Raw genomic sequence first — 24,188 nt, 5'->3', positions numbered from 1 at the left:
GAATATAGTTCGCAAAAAGGATAAAATTATGAAACTCGGGAAACTCATTGAGCTAGCCGGAGGGACCAAGAACGACTTCGACGGTGCCAAGCGCAGGGAGTTGCTGCCTTTCAAGCCGAAAGTCGGATATTCTGGTGATGCAGCTGGCAAAGTCAGCGATTACGTTCAGCATGGGCCATACACGCTTGCCGATGCTGTTTTGTTCAAAGTGTATCTGGACTTGGTGCGGTCAGGCTTGGCCGGAAAAGATGCTCAGGCATTTGCTCGCGCGGTCGGAAGCTTCGGGCGACTACCTCGCGGCATTTCGCGGGGCCAATATCAAAACCCCAACTTCTTGGATCATGAAGGCGATGACTTGTGGATTGCCCGCGAAGTGTTCACCGCAAACTACTACTCAGACCCAAGGCTGGATTACGAGCCGGGCCAATACTTCGAAGTCAAACATTGGGCGGGCACACGAAGCGACATTGATCAATTCGTGAATGCTCAGAACGCCAACCAAGCTGGGGATGAGCGCCAGACCATGTCGCTGCACCTTTACAACCTTTCGAAGACTGTTCGTGAGGTTCGGAGCAAAGCTGATGTTCTGAGAATGGTGGAAGCCAAAGACACGGGCCCCTATCAGGCACCGGCGGGATTTCTGTGATGGCTCACGAATTGGCCTTCAACGGTGTCGTTGGCATCGACTTTGACGCTGAAACCGTCTCGGATGCTCTGGCCCCGCTTTCTGGCCCTGTCCGCATCCGCCTGAACTCTGGCGGCGGCATCGCATTCGACGGAACTGCAATCCATTCGGTTTTGTCCGACTATCGTGGGCACAAAACGATCATCGTTCAAGGCATCGCGGCGAGCGCGGCATCCGTAATAATGATGGCCGGCGACCGGATCGAGATGTCCACCGGATCGGTTCTGATGATCCACGATCCATCTCAGGACATCACCAGCTATCGCGGAACGAGCGGAGAACACCGGCGGGTTGCGGATAGTCTGGACAAGATTTCCGACGCGGTGGCGCAAATCTATGCGCGGCGCTCTGGCAAGCCGATCAACGAAATCCGGCAGATAATGGCCGCTGAAAGCTGGTTCACGCCTGATGAAGCGGTCGCAGCGGGTTTTGCCGATGTAGCCCCGCTCGATAGCGAGCAATCGGTCCCGGCTGAATTCGATTACCGGGCCTACGCCCACTCCCCCTCAAACCTGATCCAAATGTCATTGCAAAACGATTGGATCAACGATTTTCCAAAGGTAAAAAAAATGGCAAACCAGTCAACAGTTCAGACCGAGGCCTCCGAAACCACAACTACGCCCCCCAGCCTTTCCCCGGTCATGAGTGCGGCGGACCGCAGCGACCCGCGCAAAGAGTTGAAGCGGGTGAAAGACCTTACCTCTTTCGCGACAACTGATTTTGCCCAGCGCGTCGATTCCCTTGCGCGGCTCGACGGTTGGATCAATGAGGGCGTGACACTTGATGCAGCACGCATCTTTGTCACCAACGAAGTTGCCGCCCAAACCAATTACAAAACCAGCCGAATGACCGACGACGCATACTACGGCAGGAACTCGGTCAATCAGTCTTGGGATAATGGCGAGGGGCTCAACAGCAGGATTGTTGACGGCATCTATTCTCGCGTGAACCGCTCGCATCAGCCGACTATGGGCCGCGAATTCGCGGGCGCGTCGCTACCGGAGATTGCAGACATCTGCTTGCAGCAGAACGGCAAAAGCACTGCTATGGCCTCGGTCGCCTCGAGAGTGGAAATGGCGCTCCACGGTACCAGCGATTTCCCGAACATCCTGCGCGATGTGGGCAACATGTCTCTGTCGGCGGCCTATGCGGCTTCGCAATCGGCCATCAAGCAGACTAGCCGGGAAATTGCCGCATCGAACTTCCGGGCGCTGCATTCTGTTAAGGTTTCAGCCGGTCCTGATCTCGAGGAGGTAAATGAGCAAGGCGAATTCAAAGCCGGGACAATTGAGGAAGGCGATGAAACCTTTGCGGTAAAAACCTACGGCAAAATCTTCGGGATCACTCGTCAGGCCATCGTCAATGATGATCTGGACGTGTTCTCTAATATGTTCCCGCTGTTGGGTCAGGGTGCCGCCAACACTGAGGCCAAACTGTTCGCCGGGCTTCTGGAAGAGAACGCCGGTCTCGGACCCAAGCTCTCGGATGGCAAGACGCTTTTCCACGCCGATCACGGCAACCTCGCGCAGGCGTCGGCAACCCTGTCGGTCGCAAGCCTTGGCACCGCTCGGGTCGCAATGCGCCGCCAGACCGGGCTTGCAGGCGAGGCAATCAACGTGGTCCCTGCTTTCCTTGTGGTGCCGCCCGAGCTTGAAACGCTCGCTGAGCAAGTCCTGACTGAAATCGCAGCAAGCGAGGTAGCAAACGCCAATCCGTTTGCTGGCAAGCTGAAACTGCTTGTGGAGCCCCGCCTTGCCAGCGCAAGTGCATGGTACGTGTGCACCGCCCCGGGTGCCTCTGATGGCTTGCAGCACGCCTATCTTGACGGTGTGGCAGGCCCTCAGCTTTTCACGCGCGAAGGCTTCGAGGTGGATGGCATCGAATACAAGGTCCGCATGGATTTCGGCGCAGGCTTCACCGGTCATCGCGACTGGTACATGAGCCCATCTGCCTAAGCAGAGCGCTGGAAGCTTTGTAAATCATGTGGCGGGGTCTTGGTTTCGCCTGACGCCACATGGAATGGGTGCCTGGTTGTTGACGCACCAGCATCCTTGACGGCCCCGGTGAGGTTTTTCCTCTCCCTCATCGGGGCACATTCACTGGAAAATGAAGATGTCAAACAACCCTATCCAATCTAATATTCCCGCGATTTGCGTCAGCAAGTCCAATGCTGCCGCGATGCTCAACCTGTCACCCGGAAAATTCTCTGAATTGGTAGAAGCAGGGGCTATGCCTAAGCCTCGATGCGTGGGATCTCGCCGTTTGTGGCTCGTGGCGGAGCTCTTTACCTGCGCAGCGGCCCTCCCCTCGCAGGATGAAGAAGATACTTGGGGTGATCTTTAATGGCACGCAAGATCAGGCGTGAATTCGCGGGCGTCACTGCATACTTCGATCGGCACCAGAAGCGCCGATATCGCTTCCGCAAGAAAGGCTTTTCAACTGAAATCCACGGTGAGTATGGCTCTCCTGAGTTTCGCCTAAATTATGAGCGAGCCATAAACGGCTACAAATCTCAGGAAGCTGGCGCGCGAGCTACAAAGAAAGGAACGGTCAGCGCGCTCATTGTGTCATACTACAAGAGCCCAGAATTCCTCTCGCTAACCAGCAGCACTAAAGCAACGTACCGGCGTGAAATCGAGCGCCTGCGCAACGAACATGGGCACCGGCTGGTTGCACAGATGAAGCGCCCTCATGTCGTGAAGCTCTTGGAACCCCTGAGTGACCGCCCTTCAGCGCGGAACAATCGCCTCCGAATGTTGCGCATGTTGCTCAACCACTCCATCGAAATCGGTTGGCGTTTGGACAATCCAACGTCAGCGATCAAGAAAATGCGCACTGGGTCCCAAGGTTTTCATACGTGGACTGAGGAGGAGTTGGCCACTTTCTTTTCCCACCACAAAATTGGCTCGACCGCGCATACCGCTGTTACGCTAATGCTCTATACAGGTTGTTCTCGCGCTGATGCAGTCCGGCTTGGATGGCAGAACGTGAAAGATACCCGTGTCCAATACCGGCGACAAAAGACTGAGCGGTTTTCCGAGGTAGTTGTAGACATCCCGATCCACCCAGAGCTGCAGAAGGTGCTGGACGCATTGCCCAAGTCAAAAATGACTTTCCTCGAAACAGCTGGCGGACGCTCCCGATCTGCAAACGGCTTGGGTAACGCAATGCGGAATTGGTGCAATGCCGCGAAGCTCCCCGATTGCACGTCTCACGGCCTGAGAAAAGCATGTGCAACTCGGTTGGCCGAAGCGGGGGCATCAGAGCGCGAGATCATGGCTTGGACGGGTCATGCGTCTCCGCAAATGGTCCAAATTTATGCCGGCAAAGCAAGGCGCGGACTAATGGCAGACCAAGGCTTTGCGAAGCTAATTCAGAACGAAACGGGTTCAGATATTGACGAACCCAATACAAAAGGTTCGACAAAATGAGCAGAATTCATAATGAATTCAACATTCAAAGTTGTGAAGTGGCGGACCGAGGAGGATTCGAACCCCCGACCCCCTGATTCGTAGTCAGGTACTCTATCCAGCTGAGCTATCGGTCCACTGAGCGGGGGTTTAGTCTTAGCCCCGGTGAGTTGCAAGCCCTCGTTTCAAGGAAATGCAATTTTCTTCAAAAATCTACAGGGCGCCGTCCCCCTTGGGGAGTGTTATGTCAAAAACCGTACCTTCCGGCCCGCTGTTGCGCAGCACAAGGCTGCCGCCGTGGCCGCGCACCAGTTCGGAGGCGATCACCAGCCCCAAACCTGAGCCACCCTTGCGCGCCCCGCCCTGAAAGGCGGTGAAGAGATGCTCCCGCGCTTTGGGCGGCAGGCCGGGGCCGGTATCGCTAACGGTGATGCACCATGCCTCGCCCATATCCTCGGCCCGCAGATAAACCTCGCCCGGTTTGCCGGTGGCGGTGATCGCCTGCCGGGCGTTGCGCATGAGATTTGCCAGCACGCGGTACATTTGTTCAGGATCCGCACGCACGGTGAGATTCGCGGGAATATCAGCGGCAAAGCGCACGATGCTTTCGGGATCAGCAAAGCGTTCGCCGTCGATGACCTCTTCCACCAGCTCTTCGAGCGGCATGAGCGTCAGCGTCGGCCCCGGCTCTTCGGCCTTGCCGAAGGCCAGCGTCGATTCGCATAGGTGCACCGCCCGGGTGATCGACCCCACAAGCTTCGGCGCCATGCGTTTCACGGTCGGGTCTTCGGACATTTCGATCCGGTCGGTGAACAGTTGGGCAGAGGTGAGGATGTTGCGCAGATCATGGCTGATCTTGCTAACGGCGCTGCCCAACTGGGCCAAACGCTCTTTCTGTTTAAGTGCCTGCGTGAGGTCGGTTTGCAACTTCTGAAGCGCCTCTTCGGCCTCGCGCAATTCGGTCACGCTCGCGGAAGGCTCAATGATCCGCCGCGCATCCTCGGGTGCGGCGGCATAGCGCTGCATATGCCCCGCCACCCGTTTGATCGGTTTCAGCAGCAAGGCCCGCATGGCAAAGAACAAAAGCACCGCCGTGATGACCGAGATCACCGCCGAAAGGATGAGGATGCGAATCCCGTAGTCGAGCATGGCGACACGCATGGGCGCTGTCTCCATCGTGACCTCAATCAGCAGCCCCGCTTCGCGCACCGGCGCGCCGATCACGCGGACCACCTCATTCCCCGGGCGGAACAGCCGCAGCATCGCATCGCGGATCAAGACCGTCGCCGAGGCATCGCGCAAATCATAGGTCTGCGACACCATGCGCGGCATGGGGGAGGCCAGCACCAATTGCCGCGCCTCGTCCCGGCGCAGCACCACGTTGAACACCTCGGCGTTGCGCAGCAGTTCCTCTTCCAACTCCGGGTCGAGCATGTCGTCGGCCAAAAGCGCCAGCGAGGCGATCTGCGCCCGCTCCAACCGCGTCAGCATATATTCCTCGCGGAACCGCGCGATGGAGGGGACAAAGATTAACACTTCGGCCAGCATCACAAAGATGGTGGTGAGGATCAGCAGGCGGCCAGAAAGCGAGTGGATCATGGGCGATCTCAGGGCAAAAAGCGCTGCACGGCGCGCACCACCGTTTTGACCAGAGCGCTTTCGAACAGGCGCGGGCTGAAATAGGCCCCCGCCGCGCGTTTGTTAATCTCCGAGATCGTGGGGTAAGGGGCAACCATGGCGGCAATCTGGCTCATCTTCATCTTATTGACCAGCGCAAGCGACCACAGGGTGATCAATTCGCCCGCCTGATGGCCGACGATGCTGGCGCCCACCGGGCGGCCCTTGACCACCATCACCTTGATGAACCCTTTGGTCTGACGCTCGGCAATCGCGCGGTCGTTGTGGTTATAGTGGAACCGCACGACCTCCAGCTTGTCGCCATGCTCTTCGCGCGCCTGCGCTTCGGTCAGCCCCACCTGCGCCAGTTCCGGCGCGGCATAGGTGACCCATGGGATATGGTGCAGCTTCGTCTTGCTCGGCAGACCAAAGAGGATCGAGCGGATCACCACCCCGGCATGATAGCCTGCCACATGGGTAAATTGCAGCCCGCCTGCCACATCGCCGATGGCATAGACCCGGCGGTTGCTGCTGCGCAGGCTGTCGTCGACCTTGATGCCTGCCTTGGTGGTCTCCACCCCGGCCTTATCCAGATCGAGCCGGTCGATGTTGCTCTTGCGGCCCACGGCCATCAACAGATGCGAGCCCTTGATCACGCGGCCATCCTTGGTCTCGACCGTGATCGCCCCCGCCGCACCGCTGACCTTGGCCGCATCGCTGCCTTCCTCGAAAACCACCCCCTCGTCCCGCATGGTCTGCAACACCACCTCGGACAGCTCGGGGTCATCCTTGCCAAGCGCGCGACTGCCTTCGATCACGGTGACCTTGCAGCCCATCCGCACATGCGCCTGCGCCATCTCGATGCCGATGGGGCCGCCCCCGATGATGATCAGATGCTCGGGCTTCTCGCGCAGATCAAAGAGGGTCTCGTTCGTCTCATAGGGCACATCCTCCAGCCCCGGAATCGGCGGCACCAGCGGAGAGGAGCCGGTGGCCACGACGATGCGCCGCGCGGTGATGATGGTATCGCCCGCCTGCACCTCTTTATCGGAAATGAAACGCCCGTATTCGCGGATCACCCGCACGCCCAAGCCCTCGAACCGCTCAACCGAATCGACCGGCGCGATTTGCGAGATGACATCGGCCACGTGATCCTTGGCAGCGGCGTAGTCGACCACCCCGGCGGCGGCCTCCACCCCGTATTGCGCGCTGTGTTGCTGGGTATAGGCCGTCTTGCCGGTCTTGATCAGCGCCTTGGAGGGCACGCAGCCATAGTTCAGGCAATCGCCGCCCATCTTGTGCCCTTCCAGCAGGGTCACATCCGCGCCCATCTGCACGGCCCCCGCTGCCACCGACAACCCGCCAGAGCCTGCGCCGATGATCAGAACGTCGGTCTTGATACGGTTGGTCATTTCAGCAGTTCCTTCTTCCCGGTAAATGTCTTGATCGCCACGGGCAGCAACGACAGCACGCAAAGGCCCAGAATGGGCAATAAAATATGCGGCTCGAAAATAATCCCGAGGTCGGGCGACTCACCCCGGGCGAAAACCGCACCTAGCCCTGCGCCAACCGAGGTAAAGACCAAGGCCCCCGGCATGATTCCGAAAAACGTCGAGATCACGAAGCGAAACAGCGGCACACCGAGAAAGGCCGGCAGCAGATTCGCGACAAAGAAAGGCACCACCGGCACCAGCCGGATAAAGAAGAGCATCGACCATTGGTTGTCGTCGATCCCCGCCTTGATCTTGCGCACCATGCCCTCAGAGGCGTCCATCCGGTCTTTCAACCGTGCGCCAAGGCCCCATTGCGCGGCCAGAAAGATCACCACCGCACCCAAGGTCGCAGCACTGACATTATAAAGCACGCCCGGAAACAGCCCGAAGAGGAAACCGCCCGTCAAAGTGGCCACCGTGGCCCCCGGCAGGGAGAAAGCCACGATCACCACATAGGCGGCGACAAAGACCAGCGCGGTCAACAGGTAGTTGCTGTCGCGAAAGGCGATCAGCGCCTCGCGATTGTCGCGCAGCGCGTCAAAACTCAGGTAATCGCGCAGGGTAAAGGCCCCGATGGCCGCGATGACGGCGATCAGCGCAAGGGGCAGATAGCGCATCAGCGCGGGTTTACTTTGGTCATTGCGGCTCATTTTCACACTTCCTTGGGCCTACATCAGACCAATTTCGCTTTCCTCAATGATGGCGTGAAGCGGGGCGCGGGAACAGGCTCCTCACGCGCGCTTGATGGGACTTGTGCGGGAAAGGGCGATTTTGCAAAGTTACGGGGTGAACTGAAACAATTCCGCCCCCGCAAACCGGCATTTTGTTGCAAAGCGCGGTTTTTCCCTATCAGGGGGTTTGACTTGCGCGTCCCGCCGCATTAGAGGACGGGCTTGAATTGACGCTGGCCGCGGTGGAACCTTCAAGTGATTCCGTGCCCAGCCAGCTTTAGATGGAGACGGAGCGATGAAACGCACCTTTCAACCCTCGAACCTCGTGCGCAAGCGGCGCCATGGTTTCCGCGCGCGCATGGCCACCAAAGCCGGCCGTAAGATCATCAATGCACGCCGCGCACAGGGCCGGAAATCGCTGAGCGCATAAGCGCCCTCGATCTTCGGAACCAGAATATGACACCGCCGGAGGCACCCTTGAATGGCACTTACGCCACGAAGGGGAACCCTGCCCCGGCGGTTTCTCTGCGTCTGGAGACCCTGACCAAACGGGCGGATTTCCAACGTGCCAGCCGCGCCAAACGCGTGGCCACCCCCGGCTTCATTCTGCAAATGCGACCCCGCCGGGAGGATGAGCCCAGCGCGACGCCCATTCGCGTGGGATTCACCTGTTCCAAGAAGGTCGGCAATGCCGTGGCCCGCAACCGCGCCAAGCGCCGCCTGCGCGAGATCGCGCGGCTCACCCTGCCGCAGGCAGGGCGCGCGGGCATGGACTATGTCTTTGTCGGGCGGCGCGAGGCGACAGCCACCCTGCCCTTTGATCAATTGCTCGCCGATCTGGCCCGCGCGCTGGATATTCTGCACGGGGTCCGAAAATGACTCCCTTGGCCGCGCTTCTTGCCCTGCCCGTGCGCGGCTATCGGCTGATCTTCAGCCCATGGGTCGGGCATAATTGCCGCTATCAGCCCACCTGCAGCGCCTATGCGCTGGAAGCCTTGCAAAAACACGGCGGGTTGCGGGGCGGATGGCTGGCCGCCCGCCGGATCGCGCGCTGCAACCCTTGGGGGCAAAGCGGGATCGACAACGTTCCCGATTAGCGCCGCGCTTGCGGCAAAGGGGCAAAATGCCCTAGGTGAAGCCAAGCTGATAGTGAGAGACCGACGATGCTGGACGAAACCGACGAGATTCACCCCCTCTTTGCCGGTGCACCGCAAAGCACCGAGTTCAAGAAACTGCGCAAACGCATCGTCCGCATGACCCGCGAGGCGATCGATCAATACGGCATGGTGGAGCCGACCGCCCAAGGTGCGCCCAAGCCGAAATGGCTGGTCTGCCTGTCAGGCGGCAAAGACAGCTATACCCTGCTGGCGGTTTTGCATGAACTGCAATGGCGCGGCCTGCTGCCGGTGGAGCTTTTGGCCTGCAACCTCGATCAGGGGCAGCCAAATTTCCCGGCGACCGTGCTGCCGGAATTTCTTGAAAAGATGGGCGTCCCGCATCGCATCGAATATCAGGACACCTATTCGATCGTGATGGACAAGATCCCCGCCGGGCGCACCTTCTGCGCGCTTTGCTCCCGCCTGCGTCGGGGCAATCTCTACCGGATCGCCCGCGAAGAAGGCTGCTCCGCCGTGGTGCTGGGGCATCACCGCGACGACATCCTCGAAACCTTTTTTATGAACCTTTTCCATGGCGGGCGACTGGCAGCTATGCCGCCCAAATTGGTTAACGAAGAAGGCGATCTGTTCCTCTATCGCCCCCTCGCCCATGTCGCGGAAAGCGATTGCGAGCGTTTTGCCACGGCGATGAACTACCCGATCATTCCCTGCGATCTCTGCGGCTCGCAGGACGGGCTTCAGCGGCAGCAGGTGAAGGCGATTCTCGACGGGTGGGAGGCCAATAGCCCCGGTCGTCGGCAAGTCATGTTCCGCGCACTGATGAACGCCCGCCCCTCGCACCTGCTGGATCCCAAGCTTTTTGACTTCGCCGGGCTCATGCGGAACGTTGAGGGTACGGAGCAAGAACAATTTTAGATAACAATCCGCAAAAAAGCGGGTTCTGTTAACCCACAGCACACCCTAAAGGCGATATCCCTCCCCCGTCAGCGCAGGCATTGCGCGTATTGGGAAGGGATCTCGCGATGGCAATTCACCGGCTTTCCGGGCTCACGCAGCTGCGGCAGTCGTTCGCCGCTTTGCTCAGCGGTCAGGCCGCTTTGGCCTTCCTCCCCGCGATGACGCTGCTGGCCTTTTGGATCGGCGGCGAAATGGCCCTGATCGCCGCCTCCGCCGTGCTGCCCCTTCTTTTTCTTGCGGCACAGCGCTTTGGCGGGAATTCTCAGCCCCCCCAAGACGCGCGCGGCGGCATCCTACAGCGCAGCGCTTTTGAGGAGTTGGCCGAACAAGTTTTTCAAACCGCCCAATCTCGGGGGCGTTTGTCGGCCACATGTTTCATTGCGCTCGAAGGGCTTGACCAAATCGCCGAAAACCACGGTCAGACCGCCGCCGATACGGTCGTGCGGCAAAGCGGCGAACGATTGCAGGGTACCCTGCGCGACGATGATCTGATCGGCAAGATGGGAGAGGCGCGGTTCGCCGTCTGCACGGCCCCGGTACGGCAGCTTGACCTTGAACTCTGCATTCAACTGGCCGGGCGGCTACAATCCGCTTTGGAAGAACCGTTTTTCGTCGATGGGGTTACGATCCACCTCACGGCCTCCGTCGGCTTTTGCCTTAACACCCGCACCCCGGGCGGGGATGCCGCCGCATGGCTTGCCGCCGCTGCCACCGCCCTGCGCAGCGCGCAGCGGCGCGGCCCATCCTCCATTCGCGCCTTTTCCGACCAGATGCGCCGGGAAACCGAAAGCCGCGCCGAACTGCGCGAAGAGGTCGCGCAGGCCTTGGACAGCGGCCAAATACAACCATGGTTTCAGCCGCAAATCTCAACCGACACGGGCCAGATCACCGGTTTTGAAGCCTTGGCGCGCTGGAACCATCCGGTACAGGGCATGATCCCCCCTTCGGATTTCCTGCCCGCCGTCGAAGAGGCCGGCCTGTTGGAGCGTTTGGCCGAAGTCATGATGTACCACTCTTTCGCGGCCCTCAAAGCCTGGGATGGGTCCGGCACCGTGGTGCCGCAGATCGGGGTGAATTTCGCCGGGGGTGAACTTGCCAACCCCCGGCTCATCGACAAAATCACTTGGGAGCTGGACCGGTTCGACCTGTCCCCCGACCGGCTCGCGATCGAAGTGCTGGAAACCGTCGTCGCCTCAACTGCCGATGATGTGATCACCCGCAATATCAACGCCCTGCGCAAACTCGGATGCCGCATCGATCTTGACGACTTCGGCACGGGTCATGCCTCCATCGCATCCATCCGCCGCTTTTCCGTCAGCCGGATCAAGATCGACCGCTCTTTCGTCATGAAAGCAGACCGCGACCCCGACCAGCAGCGCATGATCAGCGCCATTCTCACCATGGCCGAACGACTGGGCATTGAGACCCTCGCCGAAGGGGTGGAAACAGTGGGGGAGCATGTCTTGCTCGCCCAACTCGGCTGCGACCATGTGCAGGGATTCGGCATCGCCCGCCCCATGCCGTTTGAGCAAACACTCGATTGGATCGCCCGCCACAACGCGAAACTGCAAGACGTGCCGCGCATCATGAATGGGCGTGCCACCTAGCGGGCTCTGTGCTTAGCACCGGCCCGGGGCATTAAGCGACGGAGGTCGCGACTGCCGAAGAGGCCCGAGGCAGAGGAGAACACCCCGCGACCCGGAGTACGGTCACACCCTTCGCGCCTCGCCCCGGTCAATGCCGGGGTCACCGCTCCCCCGCAACCGCCCCCGGCGAAACTCCGCAAAACCCATGCCAGATGGACCAAAACCACCCTGCATCCCCCTTCATCCCGCCCGATTCCACTTGACCTTTGGCCCCGCACTCTGTTGAACCCCCGTGATATTCAAAGACATCAGGTGGCGGTCCCCATGGACGAACAGAACAAGAATCTCATCCTTGCCACGGCGCTCAGCTTTGCCGTCATCCTCGTGTGGTTCCTCCTGTTCCCGCCCCCCGAAGCCGACCCAACATTAGAGCCCGGCAGTGAGATCAGCGATACTGTCGAAGGCACTTCGGTTCCCGCCTCCACCGCCGATACCGCTGCCGCGCCCGGCACGGAAGATGGCGAAGGCGCCGTCCCCGAAGGCCGCCGCGCGGCACTGGCAGCAGCGCCCCGCGTGGCAATCGCGACAGACAAGGTCAGCGGCTCCATCTCGCTCATGGGCGGTCGGATCGACGATCTGAAATTGAACGATTACCAAACCACGCTCGACGCGGATGCCGAAATCGTGACCCTGCTCTCCCCCGAAGGGTCGAGCGATGCTTACTATGCGCTGCACGGTTGGGCCGCCGGTTCGGGCCTCGCCCCCGATGCCGTCCCGGGTGTCGACACGCTTTGGACCCTGAGCGAGGGCGAAACGCTGGGCGTCGACAGCCCCGTGACCCTCACTTGGGACAATGGCGCCGGGCAGGTCTTTACCCGCACCATCTCGGTCGATGACCAATATATGTTCGACATCACCCAGAGCGTGACCAACAACGGCGAAGGCGCGGTGAACCTCGCCCCCTTCGGCATGATCGCGCAGCACGGGCTGCCCGAAGACCTGAAAAGCTTCTTCATCCTACATGAGGGCGCCGTGGCCATGGCCAATGGTGAACTTGCCGAAGTCGATTGGGACGATATCGCCGAAGCCGATGTGAACAGCACCTGGGGCCGCCCCGCCGTGGTCACCGAAGGCGTCACCGAGGGCTGGGTCGGCTTTACCGATCACTATTGGCAGGCGGTACTGATCCCCGACGCGGGCGAAACCTTTGAACAGGCGCTCACCTATGATCCGCGCGCGGACACCTACCGCGCCTTCACCCGCCAGCCCACCCGCTCGGTCGCGGCAGGCGAAAGCGTAAGCACCTCCAGCAAGTTTTTCGCCGGTGCCAAGGAGTGGGAAACGCTTCAGGATTACCAATCCTCCGGCGTCGCCAAATTCATCGACAGCATCGACTGGGGCTGGTTCTTCTTCCTGACCAAGCCGATCTTCTGGCTGCTGCATGAGCTGAACAAACTTATCGGCAACATGGGTGTCGCCATCATCGGCCTGACGCTGCTGATCAAGGCGGTCCTCTTCCCGCTGGCGTACAAATCCTACGTCTCCATGGCGCGGATGAAAGAGCTTCAGCCCGAGATGGAAAAGCTGAAGAAAGAAGCGGGCGACGACCGTCAGAAGATGCAACAGGGCATGATGGAGCTCTATAAGAAGAACAAGGTGAACCCTGCTGCGGGCTGCCTGCCGATCCTGCTGCAAATCCCGATCTTCTTCTCGCTCTACAAGGTGATTTTCGTCACGATCGAACTGCGCCACGCGCCCTTCTTTGGCCCGTTCCAAGACCTCAGCGCGCCCGATCCGACCTCAATCATGAACCTCTGGGGCCTCTTGCCCTATGCCGCGCCCGAGCCGGGTTCGATGCTGGCGCTGATCTTCATCGGCATCCTGCCGCTGCTCTTGGGTATCTCCATGTTCTTGCAGCAAAAGCTGAACCCGGCGCCCACCGATCCGACACAGCAAATGATCTTTGCGTGGATGCCGTGGGTGTTCATGTTCATGCTGGGCGGTTTCGCGAGCGGCTTGGTGGTGTACTGGATCGCCAACAACACGATCACCTTTACCCAGCAGTATCTGATCATGCGCAGCCAGGGTTACAAACCTGACCTTTGGGGCAACATCAAAGGGGGCTTCAAACGCACGCCCAAGAGCGCTGCCGCCAATGCGGATGCCAAGCCCAAATCGGGCAAGTCGAAAAAGTGATGCAGGTCAACGCGCTCAACCGGCATCCGCTCAAGGCCCATGGCCGCGAGACGGTTGAGCGTGTGACCCTGCGCGCCGGGCAATCCATGCCCTATGACCGGCTCTGGGCCGTGGCCCATGACGCCTCCAAAGCCGCGCCGGGAGATTGGGCGCGATGTTTAAATTTCACCCGGGGGGCCTCTTCGCCGCAGTTGCAGGCGATCACAGCCAAGCTGGATGAGACCACTGAAATGCTCACCCTGCGCCACCCGACGCGCGGCGGAATCACCTTCCACCCGGATCGCGAACAGGCTGCCTTCCTCGACTGGGTGCGCCCGCTGGTGGCCGAAGGCCGCGCCGCTCCGGTGGATATCCTCCGTCTCGATGGCCGCGGCTATACCGACAGCGCAGAGCCGACGCTCTCGCTCAACAGCCTCACCTCCCATCGCGCCGTCGAAGACTTGGCAGCAGCCCCGCTGCAAACCGCCCGCTGGCGCGGCAACATCTGGTTTGACGGCGCCGCCCCTTGGGCCGAGTTCGACTGGCTGGGGCGCGACTTGAAAATCGGCGAAGCACGGCTGCATGTCTCCAAACGCATCACCCGCTGCCTTGCCACCACCGTCAACACCAACACCGGCGCGCGCGACGTCGACACGCTTGCCGCGCTCGACCAATTGGGTCACCGGGATTTCGGTGTTACCCTGACCGTCACCAAGGGCGGAGAGATCGCCGTGGGCGACGAACTGGAGCTGATCTGATGCAAGTGAACTACACCATCGCCGAAGAGCCGGACGCCCCGAGCGCCGAGAAGGGCCGGATGCTTTTCGCCGGGGAGACGACATTCGTCAAAGGCGTGGTGGCGATGGATGGGTTGCCGCCCCCTGACCGGATGGAGGTCTGCTTTGCCGGGCGCTCCAACGTCGGGAAATCGACGCTGATCAATGCGCTGACAGGGATGAAAGCGCTGGCACGGGCGTCGAACACGCCGGGCCGGACGCAAGAGATTAACTTTTTTACCGCCGGGGAAGAGCACTACCTCGTCGACCTGCCGGGCTATGGCTATGCCAATGCCCCACTACCCGTGGTCGAGAAATGGCAGCGCCTGCTCAAGCAATACCTTTCGGGCCGCCAGACATTGCGCCGCGCCTTCGTGCTGATCGACGCGCGGCATGGGGTCAAAAAGGTCGACAATGAAATTATGTCCCTGCTCGACAGCTCTGCCGTGACCTTCCAAGTGGTGCTAACCAAAGCCGATAAGGTCAAAGAAGCCGAGCGTGAGAAAATCCTAACGCAGGTGAAAGACGCGCTGAGCAAACACCCCGCCGCCTACCCGGAGATTGTCGTGACATCTTCGGAAAAGGGCTGGGGCATCCCTACGCTGCGTGCCATCATCGCCACGCTGGTATAGCACCTCCCGCCGCTATCGGCTTCCCATGGGTCAACAGATGAGAACGCAAGACATGAACCGCGACTGGATCGCCACCGCCCAAACCCTCAGCCAAGCTCTGCCCTTTTTGCAACGCTACGCCGATGCCACCGTGGTCATCAAACTGGGCGGCCATGCGATGGGCAGCGACGAAGCGATGGACGAATTCGCCCGCGATGTCGCGCTGATGCGGCAGGTGGGGGTGAACCCGGTGATCGTCCATGGCGGCGGCCCGATGATCAACGACATGCTGGCGCGGTTGAACATCAAATCCGAATTCGTGAACGGCAAACGGGTGACCGATGCCGCGACCATGGAAGTGGTCGAGATGGTGCTCTCGGGCCTCGTCAACGCGCGGATCGTGCAGGCGATTTCAGAGCAAGGCGGCCGCGCGGTTGGTGTTTCGGGCAAAGACAGCGGGTTGATCGTTTGCGACCCCGAAGACCCCGCCCTAGGCCTCGTGGGCAACCCGACACAGGTCAACCCGCGCATCCTGCGGGACTTTGCCGACAAGGGCATCATTCCCGTCATCGCGCCGCTCGGCATGGGCCACGGGGGGGAGACCTATAACATCAACGGCGACACCGCCGCTGGCGCCATCGCGGGGGCGCTGGAGGCCGACCGCTTGCTGCTGCTGACGGATGTGGCGGGCGTCAAGGACGGCAATGGCGAGGTTGTGACCGACCTGACGGCGAGCCAGATCAACGTGATGATCGCCGATGGTACCATTGCGGGCGGGATGATTCCCAAAGTGCAAACCGCGCTGGACGCGCTCGAAGGCGGTGTGCGGGCGGCGGTCATCCTCGACGGGCGCGCGCCCAATGCCTGCCTGTTGGAGCTTTTCACCGAACACGGCGCAGGCAGCATCATTCGCAAGGGCTAGGCCCAAAGCGCTTGCCCCCTGCCCCTGCTTCGCGCCTATGATGGGTCGAGCAGTGAAAGGAACGACATGCGCCGCCTGATCCTGATGCGACACGCGAAATCGTTCTGGTCCCATGGGACCAGCGATCACGACCGCCCCCTGAATGCCCGCGGGCGCGGGGCGGCCCAAGCCCTTGGCAATTGGCTGCGCGCAGAGGCGCTGCTGCCTGATGCGGTGCTCTGCTCAACGGCGGCCCGCACCCGCGAAACCTGCGCCCGCTTGGCGCTGCCTGAGGGCTGTCAGGTGGAGTACCTTCGCGAACTTTACCTCGCCGAGCCTGATCAGATCATCACCAGCCTGCGCCAGCGCGGCACAGGCAACACCTTGCTGCTGGTGGCGCATAACCCCGGCATCGCCGCTGCCGCCGCAGGGCTGTTGCAGCAGCCGCCCGAACAGGAAGCCTTTGATCGCTATCCCTCGGGCGCGACGACGGTGATGGATTTCGCGGTTGAAAGCTGGGCCGAGGTGGCCCCCGGCAGCGGCCTGCTGCACGCCTTCACCGTCCCCAAACAGCTGGTTTGAAACGCAAACGCCCCGACCAAATGGCCGGGGCGCATGTTTTACCTTGGTCCGATTTGCCCGGTTCAATGCCCGAGAATCTGGCTCAGGAACAGCTGCGTGCGCGGGCTTTGCGGGTTGTTGAAGAAAGCCTCCGGCTCGTTCTGCTCAACAATCTGGCCTTCGTCCATGAATATCACGCGGTTCGCCACCTGACGGGCAAAGCCCATCTCATGGGTCACGCAGAGCATGGTCATGCCCTCTTCGGCAAGCTCGATCATCGTGTCGAGCACCTCTTTGATCATCTCGGGGTCGAGGGCCGATGTCGGCTCATCGAACAGCATGACCCGCGGGCGCATGCAGAGCGAACGGGCAATTGCCACACGCTGCTGCTGACCGCCCGAAAGCTGGCCGGGATACTTATTGGCCTGATCGGGGATTTTCACCTTTTCAAGGAAATGCATCGCCGTTTCTTCGGCTTCCTTCTTGGGCGTCTTGCGGACCCAGATCGGCGCCAGCGTGCAGTTCTCAAGGATCGTCAGATGCGGGAAGAGGTTGAAGTGCTGGAAGCACATGCCGACCTCTGAGCGGATCTTGTCGATGTTCTTGAGGTCCGAGCTTAGCAGCGTGCCGTCGACCTCAATGGTGCCCTTCTGATGCTCTTCCAGCGCATTGATGCAGCGGATCAGCGTCGACTTGCCCGAGCCCGATGGCCCGCAGATCACGATCCGCTCGCCCCGGTGCACGGTCAGGTTGATGTCGCGCAGCACGTGGAAGGCCCCGTACCACTTGTTCATGTTGTCGATGCGGATCGCGACTTCGTCGGATACTTTCATTTGTGCGGTCTCAGCCATGCGAGAACCCTCCCTTAACGATGGTCAGTCGCAAGACGGCGTTCCAGCCACTGCGAGTATTGAGAAATGCCGTAGCAGACGATGAAGAACAGCACGGAAGCAAAGAGGAAAAGCTCCCAGTAGACGCCGTTCCAGTCGGTCGAGGCGAGGATCGGGCCGCGGATCATGCCGATGATGTCGAACAGCGAGATGACCGAGACCAGCGTGGTGTCCTTGAACAGGCCCACCGCGATGTTCACGATGCCCGGGATCGAGATTTTCAGCGCCTGCGGCAGGATGATCAGCCGCATCGCCTGCGGGTAGTCGAGGCCAAGGCTGTCGGCGGCCTCGTACTGGCCCTTCGGCAGCGCGGCGAGGCCACCCCGGATCACCTCGGCGATATAGGCCGAGGAGAACATGGTGATCATGATCACCACGCGGATGAAGAGGTCCACCCCCGAGCCCGGCGGGAAGAAATAGGCCAGCATTACGTTCGCCACGAACAAGAGCGTGATCAGCGGCACGCCGCGAACGAATTCGATGAAGATCACGCAGATGCCTTTAACGATCGGCAGATGCGACTGGCGGCCAAGCGCCAGCGCGATGCCGATGGGCAGCGACAGCGACACGCAGGTGATGCCCAGCATCATGTTGAGCATGAAGCCACCAAGGTCACGGCTCGGGATCGCTTGCAGCAGCGGCGAGGCAGGGCGCAGCGCCTCGCCAATGAAGCCACCAATATACCAGACGATCACCGCAGCGACGACGCCGCCCGCCAGCGCCATGGCAAAGCTTTTCTGCACCAGACGGCTATAGACGACATAGCCCGCCACGACGCCCAAGAGCGCGAAGATCGGCCCCCAGATCGGCCCGCCCCAGATCAGCCAGAAGGCGAGGAACGGGTAGACGCCGGTGAAAAGCAGCAGCTTGCGCGGCAGGTCAATGAAGAGCACGGGGGCCGCGGCAAGGAACAGCAGCACCAGCGCGAGGGTGGGACGCCAGTATTGGTCGCTGGGGTATTTGAAGCCAAAGAGCAGTTGATGCCAACGCTCGCTCAGCACCGAGAAACAGGCCCCGGTCGCGCCGTCCAAAATCTCACGACATTCCGACAGGCTGCTCGCCGACCAGACGCCGTTCAACAGCCACGGCAGAGAGCCCGAGACTAGAAGGTAGAGGAAATAGAGCGCCACAATCGTCAGGATCGCATTCGCCCATGTCGGGAAAAGGTTGTCCTTCACCCATTTCAGCGGGCCGCCGACCTTATCCGGCGGGGCCGCAGGCGGCAGCGAGGTTTCACGCACGAAGGCGATGGATTCAGCATGTGTGTCTGACATGGCTTAACGCTCCTTCAGCTTCGTTGCGTTGTTGTAGACGTTCATCACCATGGAGATGCCCAGCGAGATGACGAGGTAGAAGAGCATCAAAAGAACGACGCATTCAATCGCCCGACCGGTCTGGTTCAGGGTGATCCCGCCCAGCGTCGCGGTGATGTCGGCATAGCCCACGAGGATCGCCAGCGAGGAGTTCTTGGTGATGTTGAGGTAGTTCGAAATAAGCGGCGGGATGATGACGCGCAGCGCCTGCGGCAGCACCACAAGGTTCATGATCCGGCCCGACCGGAGGCCCAAGGCTGCGGCGGCTTCGGACTGGCCCTTGCTGACCGCCTGAATGCCGGCGCGGACGTTCTCGGCAATGAAGGCACCGGTGTAGATCGACAGGGCGAACCACAGCGCGATCAGCGGCGCGCCGATCTGGATGCCGCCTCGGAAGTTGAAGCCCTTCAGCGCGGGATAGTCGAGCCCGATCGGCATGCCCATGATGAAGAACATGATGATCGTCGGCAGCAACAGGATCGCGACCGAAGGCCAGAGCATCGGCAGCAGGCGACCGGTGTCATAAAGCAGCTTGGTCGCATAGCGGCGGTAGGCAAAGACGCCGATCACCGAGGCGACAAAGGTCGCCACCACGATCATCGACCCCGGCCCCCAGACCGGCCCGGGAATATAGACGCCCCGGTTGGTGAAGGCGAAAGAGCCCAGCATCATGGTCGAGGCCGGATCGTCACCGCGGAAGGCCGAAGGCGCGGGCATCGCGGCGGTCATGATGGTGTAGATGATCAGGATCCAGATCAGCACCGGGATGTTGCGGAAAATCTCGACGTAGCCGGCCATCAGCTTGCGCACGAGCCAGTTGTTCGAGAGGCGCAGAACCCCGGCGATGACGCCAAAGATCGTGGCCGTGACACATGCAAGGAAAGACACCAGCAGCGTGTTGATGATCCCGACCCAAGCCGCCTGAAGGTTCGACGATTGGCTGGTATAGGGGATCAGCGTCTGGTTGATGTCATAGCCCGCCGGATTGCCGAGGAACTGGAAAGAGATGTTCAAACCCGCGGCGCGCAGGTTCGCGGCAAGGTTCGATCCCAGATACCAGATCGCCGTGACCAGCAGCGCCAGCGCGATCACCTGAAAGGTGATCGACCGATAGCGGGTGTCGCTCAACAGCATAGATGGCCGGAACGACGCCTTGGGAGGGTCGGAGAATGTCGTCATGTATGTATCCCTGTGTTCCGGCTTGTTTTTTATCGGTGCATTTGGCGCACCATGGCCGAATCATTTTTGGTCGTAGATCGATTTATCTCGATCGTGGGTTTTTATTGTCTCGTTGGGGTTTCGTCAGTCGTTTTTTGACCGTTCTTCTTGTCAGTAGGGAGCTTTTGTTGGCCAGAGGCAGGCAGCCCCACCGGCCAGAGGCGCAAGGGGCGCAGGAATTCCCGCGCCCCTCGCTTCGCTATTTAGCGGAAGGGCGGTGCGTAGAGCAGGCCACCGTCTGTCCACTGGGCGTTCAGCCCGCGTGCCAGACCGATGGGTGTCTCTTCGCCGATGTTCTTGGCAAAGATCTCACCGTAGTTGCCTTCGGCCATGATGGCGCGCTTGGCCCAGTCGGCGTCGAGGCCGATCATCTCACCCAATGTGCCCTCGGTGCCCAAAAGGCGGGCAACTTCGGGGTTGTTGGTGTTGCCGGTCATCTCTTCGATATTGGCCGAGGTGATGCCCAGTTCTTCGGCAGCGATCAGCGCGTTCAGCACCCAGCGGGTGATGTCGCCCCAGTCGTTATCGCCGTGACGGACCAGCGGGCCCAGCGGCTCTTTCGAGATGATCTCGGGCAGCAGCACGTGCTCATCGGGGTTCTCGAAGGTTGCACGTGTCGCGGCAAGGCCCGATGCGTCGGTGGTGTAGGTGTCGCAGGCACCAGCAAGGTACTGCTGCTGGCCTTCGGCGTTGGTTTCAACGGGCACGGGCTCATAGCTGATGTTGTTCTTGCGGAAGAAGTCCGCGAGGTTCAGCTCGGTAGTGGTGCCGGTCTGGATGCAGACGGTCGCGCCGTCCAGATCCTTGGCCGAGGAAACGCCAAGCGCTTTGGGGACCATGAAGCCCTGACCGTCGTAGTAGTTCACGCCGATGAAGTCGAACTTCAGGTCGGTGTCACGGCTGAAGGTCCATGTGGTGTTCCGTGCGAGGAAGTCGATCTCGCCCGAGGCCAGCGCGGTGAAGCGGGTTTTGCCGGTTGTCGGCACGAATTCCACGGCGTTCTTGTCGCCCAGAACGGCGGCGGCAACGGCACGGCAGACGGCCACGTCGAAACCTTCCCATTCGCCGTTGGCGTTCGGCGCGGCAAAGCCAGCAAGGCCGGTGGTCACGCCACAGTTCAGCTTGCCACGGGCTTTGACGTCATCAAGCGTGGCGGCACCAGCAGCACCGGCCGCAAGGCCAGCAACGGTCAGCGCGCCAAAAATTACGGTTTTTTTCATTTTTACCTCTTCCTGATAGTCCGCCACGTTCACTGGCGGTTAATCCGACGCCAGATGACGCCGAAAGCGATCTTGTGCAGGGTTTCCCCTGCTCAATGAAAAGCAGTGTGGGCGGATTCAGGTTTGAAGGTCAAGGGCGCGATGGGCAAAATCAGGGCGGGTTTTCACATCGAGTCGCAAAGCTTTTATCAAGTTAAGCAGCTTTGCAAAGCACTATTATTGCACATGCATGTAAAAACGCCTGCCGCTTGATTTCGGCCTCTTGCTCGGCCACGTCATCGCGGCCCCATTGCTCGGCCTGCCATGTCTCATCCAGCCGCGACAGGGCCCAAATCTCCTCGGGGTCAGAGGCCTGTTCGAGCGCGGCAAAGCCAAGGATCAGCGAGCCGGTGAGGCTCACAAGGTCATGAAAAGCCGCCAGTTCAAAGGGATCGAGCGCTGCCGTACGCTGGTGCAATTGGGCCAGGGCTTCGGGCGCTTGCGGCTCATGCATAATGCCCTCCCGCGTCTCCAACCGCACGCCAAGGGTTTGCGCCGCCCAGTCCAGCATCGGATCCCACTCAGCCGCTTGCCGGGCGACCAAACCTTCGGGGCTGTCGGCGCGGTAGCACAGAAGATCGCTGTCGCCATAGGCCGCGAGCATCTCGACGACCTCGGCTTTTTGCACCGCGACCTTGTCGATCGCGGCATTGGCGGTCTTGGTCACCGGCATGGTACGCGGGTCGATCTTTTTCTCCTGCGCCTGCCATTCGGCGGCCACCGCCTCGGCCATGGCGCGGGTGGGCAGGGTCAGCGGGCGCTTGGCCGGGGTTTTCACCCGGCGGCCGTCCAACTCGACGGTGAAACCATCTTCGACCGCGACCACGGCGGCGTCTTTCCAAAAGCGTTTGGCTTTCCAGTCACTCATGCGGGAATGCTCCAGATTTGTTCCAGCAGGGCGGGCAGCGCCGCGAAATCCTCGACCAGATGCGTGGCGGCGGCCAACCGTTCCGGGCCGTGATAGCCCCATTTGACGCCGATCCCGGTCACCCCGGCAGCGGCGGCCATGTCCATGTCGAAAGAGGTGTCGCCGATCATCACCGTGGCCTCAGGCCCTACCCCGGCATCGGCCATCGCCTGATAGATCATCGACGGATGCGGCTTGGAGGGATGGAAATCCGCCACCTGCTGCGTGATGAAAAGCCCCTCCAGCCCGTGACCGGCGATCAGCTTATCCAACCCGCGTTTCGACTTGCCCGTGGCGACGCCCAACAGCACCTCCGGCTCTGCGTGAAGACGCCGCAACGTCTCAACCGCGCCGGGGTAAAGCGGCGAGGATTGCGCCACCCCCGCCTCGGCCCGCAGCGTCATATAGGCAGCCTTATAGGCTTCAACCATCGCAAGGTGATCCCCCGCCGGGCGCGTGGGGGCCAGCACCGTCATCGCCACATCCAGCGACAGGCCGACGATTGACAGGATCTCGGCCCGCGTCGGTGCGGGCGCCTCCACAGCCGCAAAGGCCGCCGTCATCGCCGCGACGATATCGCCTTGGCTGTCGACCAGCGTGCCGTCGACGTCAAAGATCACCAAACGGAGCGGTTTGCTCATTGCAGCGACTCGAAAGGGTCTTCTTCGGCGAGATCCTCGGTCCAGCCGAAGGTGTCCCAGCTATGCGCCATATGGTCGGGCAGTTCAGCGGTGATCGTCACCACCTTGCGCGTGTGCGGATGTTCGAAACGCATCATCCGCGCGTGCAGATGCAGCTTCTTCGAGATGATCCCGCCCAGTTGCGCGCCCCAGCCGTCGCCGAGGTTCTCCTGCCCCGAACCGCCGTATTTGCCGTCACCGACGATCGGATGCCCGATCTCGGCCATATGCGCCCGCAGCTGGTGGGTGCGGCCCGTGACCGGCTCCATCGCCACCCAAGACGCGCGCGAGCCGACGCGGAACAGCGTTGCATAAAGCGTATGCGCGCGTTTCGCGCCCGGCGTGTCGTCCATATCGCGCGGGTGCACGGCGATCATCTTCTCGCCCTCGCCCTTGCGGCCATGGCCGCCGGCCTTCACCAGACCGTATTTGATCTCGCCCAGATAGGGCGTCGGCACGCCGGCGACGATGGCCCAGTAGATCTTGCGCGTTTCACGGTGGCGCATCGCCGCCGTCAGCGCCTTGGCCGCCGCGCGGGTGCGCGCCAAGAGCAAGACGCCCGAGGTATCGCGGTCGAGCCGGTGCACGAGGCGCGGCTTCTCCTCGGCGTCGAAGATCAGCGCCTCGGACAGCGCGTCGACATGGCGGTCGGCCTGACCGGAGCCGCCCTGCACCGCCAGCCCGGCGGGCTTGTTCAGCGCGATGACATGGTCGTCGCGGTAGATCACGCAGTTGCGGATCATCTTGGCATCCGCCTCAGTGATGCGTGTCCGCTTGGGCGGTGGGGGCGGCGCGGCATCGGGCAGCGGCGGCACGCGCACCTGCTGGCCCGCCTCGAGCCGGGTGTTGGCCTTGACCCGGCCCCCATCGACCCGGATCTCACCCTTGCGGCACATCTTCTCGATGAGGCCCTGATTGATCTGCGGAAACATCCGCTTGAACCAGCGGTCAAGCCGCTGGTCGCCATCGCCCTCGGCGACGGTCACTGTCTGTACGCGGCTCATGCCAATACCTCTCGGGCCAACCAGAGGCCCAGCAAACAGGCGGCCAGCGACAAGATCACCGAGGCCCCCACATATGAAAATGCGACAGCGGCGCGACCTGCCTCAAGCAGACGCAGCGTGTCGAGTGAAAACGCCGAGAAGGTGGTGAAGCCGCCCAGCAGCCCGGTCATCAGGAAGGGCAGCAGCAGCGCCTTGTCGGCGAGCGTGACCCAGACCACCCCGATGGCGAGCGAGCCCGCAACGTTCACCGCAAGCGTGCCCAGCGGGAAGCCCACGGCCAGACCGACAAGGTAGCGCAGACAGGCCCCCAGAGCGCCGCCGAGCGCCACCATGATCAGTGTTTTCATCATCGACCC

The 24,188-nt window shown here is 61.2% G+C and carries 24 protein-coding genes and 1 tRNA gene; 13 read left to right on the top strand and 12 right to left on the bottom strand.

What is annotated here, in order from left to right; genetic code table 11:
- Positions 1-28 precede the first annotated feature (28 nt).
- The 3 genes from ACGYLX_RS00375 (at position 29) to ACGYLX_RS00365 (ending at position 4,116) form a co-directional block, all read left to right on the top strand.
- Positions 29-646: a hypothetical protein gene (locus tag ACGYLX_RS00375; RefSeq protein ID WP_394446691.1), complete on the top strand. Its 618-nt coding sequence runs from the start codon at positions 29-31 to the stop codon at positions 644-646.
- A complete protein-coding gene (locus ACGYLX_RS00370) occupies positions 646-2,640 on the top strand; it encodes a head maturation protease, ClpP-related (RefSeq protein ID WP_394446690.1) in 1,995 nt (664 codons plus the stop codon). The genes ACGYLX_RS00375 and ACGYLX_RS00370 overlap by 1 nt, the downstream gene beginning before the upstream one ends.
- Before the next feature lie 387 nt (positions 2,641-3,027).
- A complete protein-coding gene (locus ACGYLX_RS00365) occupies positions 3,028-4,116 on the top strand; it encodes a tyrosine-type recombinase/integrase (protein WP_394446688.1) in 1,089 nt (362 codons plus the stop codon).
- 39 nt (positions 4,117-4,155) lie between these two features.
- Here the strand turns inward: ACGYLX_RS00365 and ACGYLX_RS00360 are convergent.
- The 4 genes from ACGYLX_RS00360 to ACGYLX_RS00345 form a co-directional block, all read right to left on the bottom strand.
- Positions 4,156-4,232 (bottom strand) — tRNA-Arg (locus tag ACGYLX_RS00360).
- 76 nt (positions 4,233-4,308) lie between these two features.
- Positions 4,309-5,694, bottom strand: a complete 1,386-nt coding sequence (locus ACGYLX_RS00355; protein WP_394446686.1) for a sensor histidine kinase — start codon at positions 5,692-5,694, stop codon at positions 4,309-4,311.
- A gap of 8 nt (positions 5,695-5,702) precedes the next feature.
- Entirely contained in the window at positions 5,703-7,124 is a 1,422-nt protein-coding gene (locus tag ACGYLX_RS00350) for a dihydrolipoyl dehydrogenase family protein (protein ID WP_394446684.1), read from the bottom strand.
- A complete protein-coding gene (locus ACGYLX_RS00345) occupies positions 7,121-7,855 on the bottom strand; it encodes a TVP38/TMEM64 family protein (RefSeq protein ID WP_394446682.1) in 735 nt (244 codons plus the stop codon). Before ACGYLX_RS00345 ends, ACGYLX_RS00350 begins: the two co-directional genes overlap by 4 nt.
- A gap of 316 nt (positions 7,856-8,171) precedes the next feature.
- Here ACGYLX_RS00345 and rpmH point away from each other — a divergent pair, with 316 nt between their 5' ends.
- The 10 genes from rpmH (at position 8,172) to ACGYLX_RS00295 (ending at position 16,582) form a co-directional block, all read left to right on the top strand.
- Positions 8,172-8,306 carry a 50S ribosomal protein L34 gene (gene rpmH, locus ACGYLX_RS00340; RefSeq protein ID WP_007118882.1) on the top strand — a complete coding sequence of 45 codons (135 nt, stop codon included), beginning with the start codon at positions 8,172-8,174 and terminating at the stop codon, positions 8,304-8,306.
- Positions 8,307-8,332: 26 nt separating this feature from the next.
- Positions 8,333-8,755 (top strand): ribonuclease P protein component, encoded by a 423-nt coding sequence (rnpA, locus tag ACGYLX_RS00335; RefSeq protein ID WP_394446681.1) that lies wholly within the window; start codon positions 8,333-8,335, stop codon positions 8,753-8,755.
- Positions 8,752-8,973 carry a membrane protein insertion efficiency factor YidD gene (yidD, locus tag ACGYLX_RS00330; protein ID WP_394446679.1) on the top strand — a complete coding sequence of 74 codons (222 nt, stop codon included), beginning with the start codon at positions 8,752-8,754 and terminating at the stop codon, positions 8,971-8,973. The genes rnpA and yidD overlap by 4 nt, the downstream gene beginning before the upstream one ends.
- 66 nt (positions 8,974-9,039) lie before the next feature.
- Positions 9,040-9,909, top strand: a complete 870-nt coding sequence (gene ttcA / locus ACGYLX_RS00325; RefSeq protein WP_394446678.1) for a tRNA 2-thiocytidine(32) synthetase TtcA — start codon at positions 9,040-9,042, stop codon at positions 9,907-9,909.
- A gap of 107 nt (positions 9,910-10,016) precedes the next feature.
- The gene (locus tag ACGYLX_RS00320; protein WP_394446677.1) at positions 10,017-11,558 is read left to right on the top strand and encodes an EAL domain-containing protein; all 1,542 of its coding nucleotides are present in this window, start codon (positions 10,017-10,019) and stop codon (positions 11,556-11,558) included.
- A gap of 303 nt (positions 11,559-11,861) precedes the next feature.
- Complete coding sequence (gene yidC / locus ACGYLX_RS00315; RefSeq protein WP_394446673.1) at positions 11,862-13,733, top strand: membrane protein insertase YidC; 1,872 nt, start codon at positions 11,862-11,864, stop codon at positions 13,731-13,733.
- Entirely contained in the window at positions 13,733-14,470 is a 738-nt protein-coding gene (locus tag ACGYLX_RS00310; protein ID WP_394448058.1) for an MOSC domain-containing protein, read from the top strand. Before yidC ends, ACGYLX_RS00310 begins: the two co-directional genes overlap by 1 nt.
- Positions 14,470-15,120: a ribosome biogenesis GTP-binding protein YihA/YsxC gene (gene yihA, locus ACGYLX_RS00305; protein WP_093927124.1), complete on the top strand. Its 651-nt coding sequence runs from the start codon at positions 14,470-14,472 to the stop codon at positions 15,118-15,120. The genes ACGYLX_RS00310 and yihA overlap by 1 nt, the downstream gene beginning before the upstream one ends.
- Before the next feature lie 37 nt (positions 15,121-15,157).
- Positions 15,158-16,021, top strand: a complete 864-nt coding sequence (argB, locus tag ACGYLX_RS00300; protein WP_394446671.1) for an acetylglutamate kinase — start codon at positions 15,158-15,160, stop codon at positions 16,019-16,021.
- A 66-nt stretch (positions 16,022-16,087) separates the two neighbouring features.
- Positions 16,088-16,582, top strand: a complete 495-nt coding sequence (locus ACGYLX_RS00295; RefSeq protein ID WP_394446669.1) for a SixA phosphatase family protein — start codon at positions 16,088-16,090, stop codon at positions 16,580-16,582.
- Between the two features lie 62 nt (positions 16,583-16,644).
- Here the strand turns inward: ACGYLX_RS00295 and ACGYLX_RS00290 are convergent, their stop codons facing one another.
- The 8 genes from ACGYLX_RS00290 to ACGYLX_RS00255 all read right to left on the bottom strand — a co-directional run bounded on the left by ACGYLX_RS00290 (position 16,645) and on the right by ACGYLX_RS00255 (position 24,182).
- Complete coding sequence (locus ACGYLX_RS00290) at positions 16,645-17,412, bottom strand: amino acid ABC transporter ATP-binding protein (protein WP_067263096.1); 768 nt, start codon at positions 17,410-17,412, stop codon at positions 16,645-16,647.
- A gap of 14 nt (positions 17,413-17,426) precedes the next feature.
- The gene (locus ACGYLX_RS00285; RefSeq protein WP_394446667.1) at positions 17,427-18,725 is read right to left on the bottom strand and encodes an amino acid ABC transporter permease; all 1,299 of its coding nucleotides are present in this window, start codon (positions 18,723-18,725) and stop codon (positions 17,427-17,429) included.
- Between the two features lie 3 nt (positions 18,726-18,728).
- Entirely contained in the window at positions 18,729-19,943 is a 1,215-nt protein-coding gene (locus ACGYLX_RS00280; RefSeq protein WP_067263100.1) for an amino acid ABC transporter permease, read from the bottom strand.
- A 242-nt stretch (positions 19,944-20,185) separates the two neighbouring features.
- Positions 20,186-21,202 carry an amino acid ABC transporter substrate-binding protein gene (locus tag ACGYLX_RS00275; protein ID WP_209218372.1) on the bottom strand — a complete coding sequence of 339 codons (1,017 nt, stop codon included), beginning with the start codon at positions 21,200-21,202 and terminating at the stop codon, positions 20,186-20,188.
- Positions 21,203-21,395: 193 nt separating this feature from the next.
- The gene (locus ACGYLX_RS00270) at positions 21,396-22,109 is read right to left on the bottom strand and encodes an ATP12 family chaperone protein (RefSeq protein ID WP_394446665.1); all 714 of its coding nucleotides are present in this window, start codon (positions 22,107-22,109) and stop codon (positions 21,396-21,398) included.
- Positions 22,106-22,789: an HAD-IA family hydrolase gene (locus ACGYLX_RS00265; protein WP_394446663.1), complete on the bottom strand. Its 684-nt coding sequence runs from the start codon at positions 22,787-22,789 to the stop codon at positions 22,106-22,108. The genes ACGYLX_RS00270 and ACGYLX_RS00265 overlap by 4 nt, the downstream gene beginning before the upstream one ends.
- Entirely contained in the window at positions 22,786-23,832 is a 1,047-nt protein-coding gene (locus ACGYLX_RS00260; protein WP_271692978.1) for an RluA family pseudouridine synthase, read from the bottom strand. Before ACGYLX_RS00260 ends, ACGYLX_RS00265 begins: the two co-directional genes overlap by 4 nt.
- Entirely contained in the window at positions 23,829-24,182 is a 354-nt protein-coding gene (locus tag ACGYLX_RS00255) for a fluoride efflux transporter FluC (protein WP_394446661.1), read from the bottom strand. Before ACGYLX_RS00255 ends, ACGYLX_RS00260 begins: the two co-directional genes overlap by 4 nt.
- Positions 24,183-24,188 lie beyond the last annotated feature (6 nt).

The organism is Sulfitobacter sp. 1A13496 (assembly GCF_043557225.1).
Classification (GTDB): domain Bacteria; phylum Pseudomonadota; class Alphaproteobacteria; order Rhodobacterales; family Rhodobacteraceae; genus Sulfitobacter; species Sulfitobacter faviae.
The sequence above is the reverse complement of the archived record's forward strand: the minus strand, read 5'-3'. Positions and strand labels throughout refer to the sequence as shown.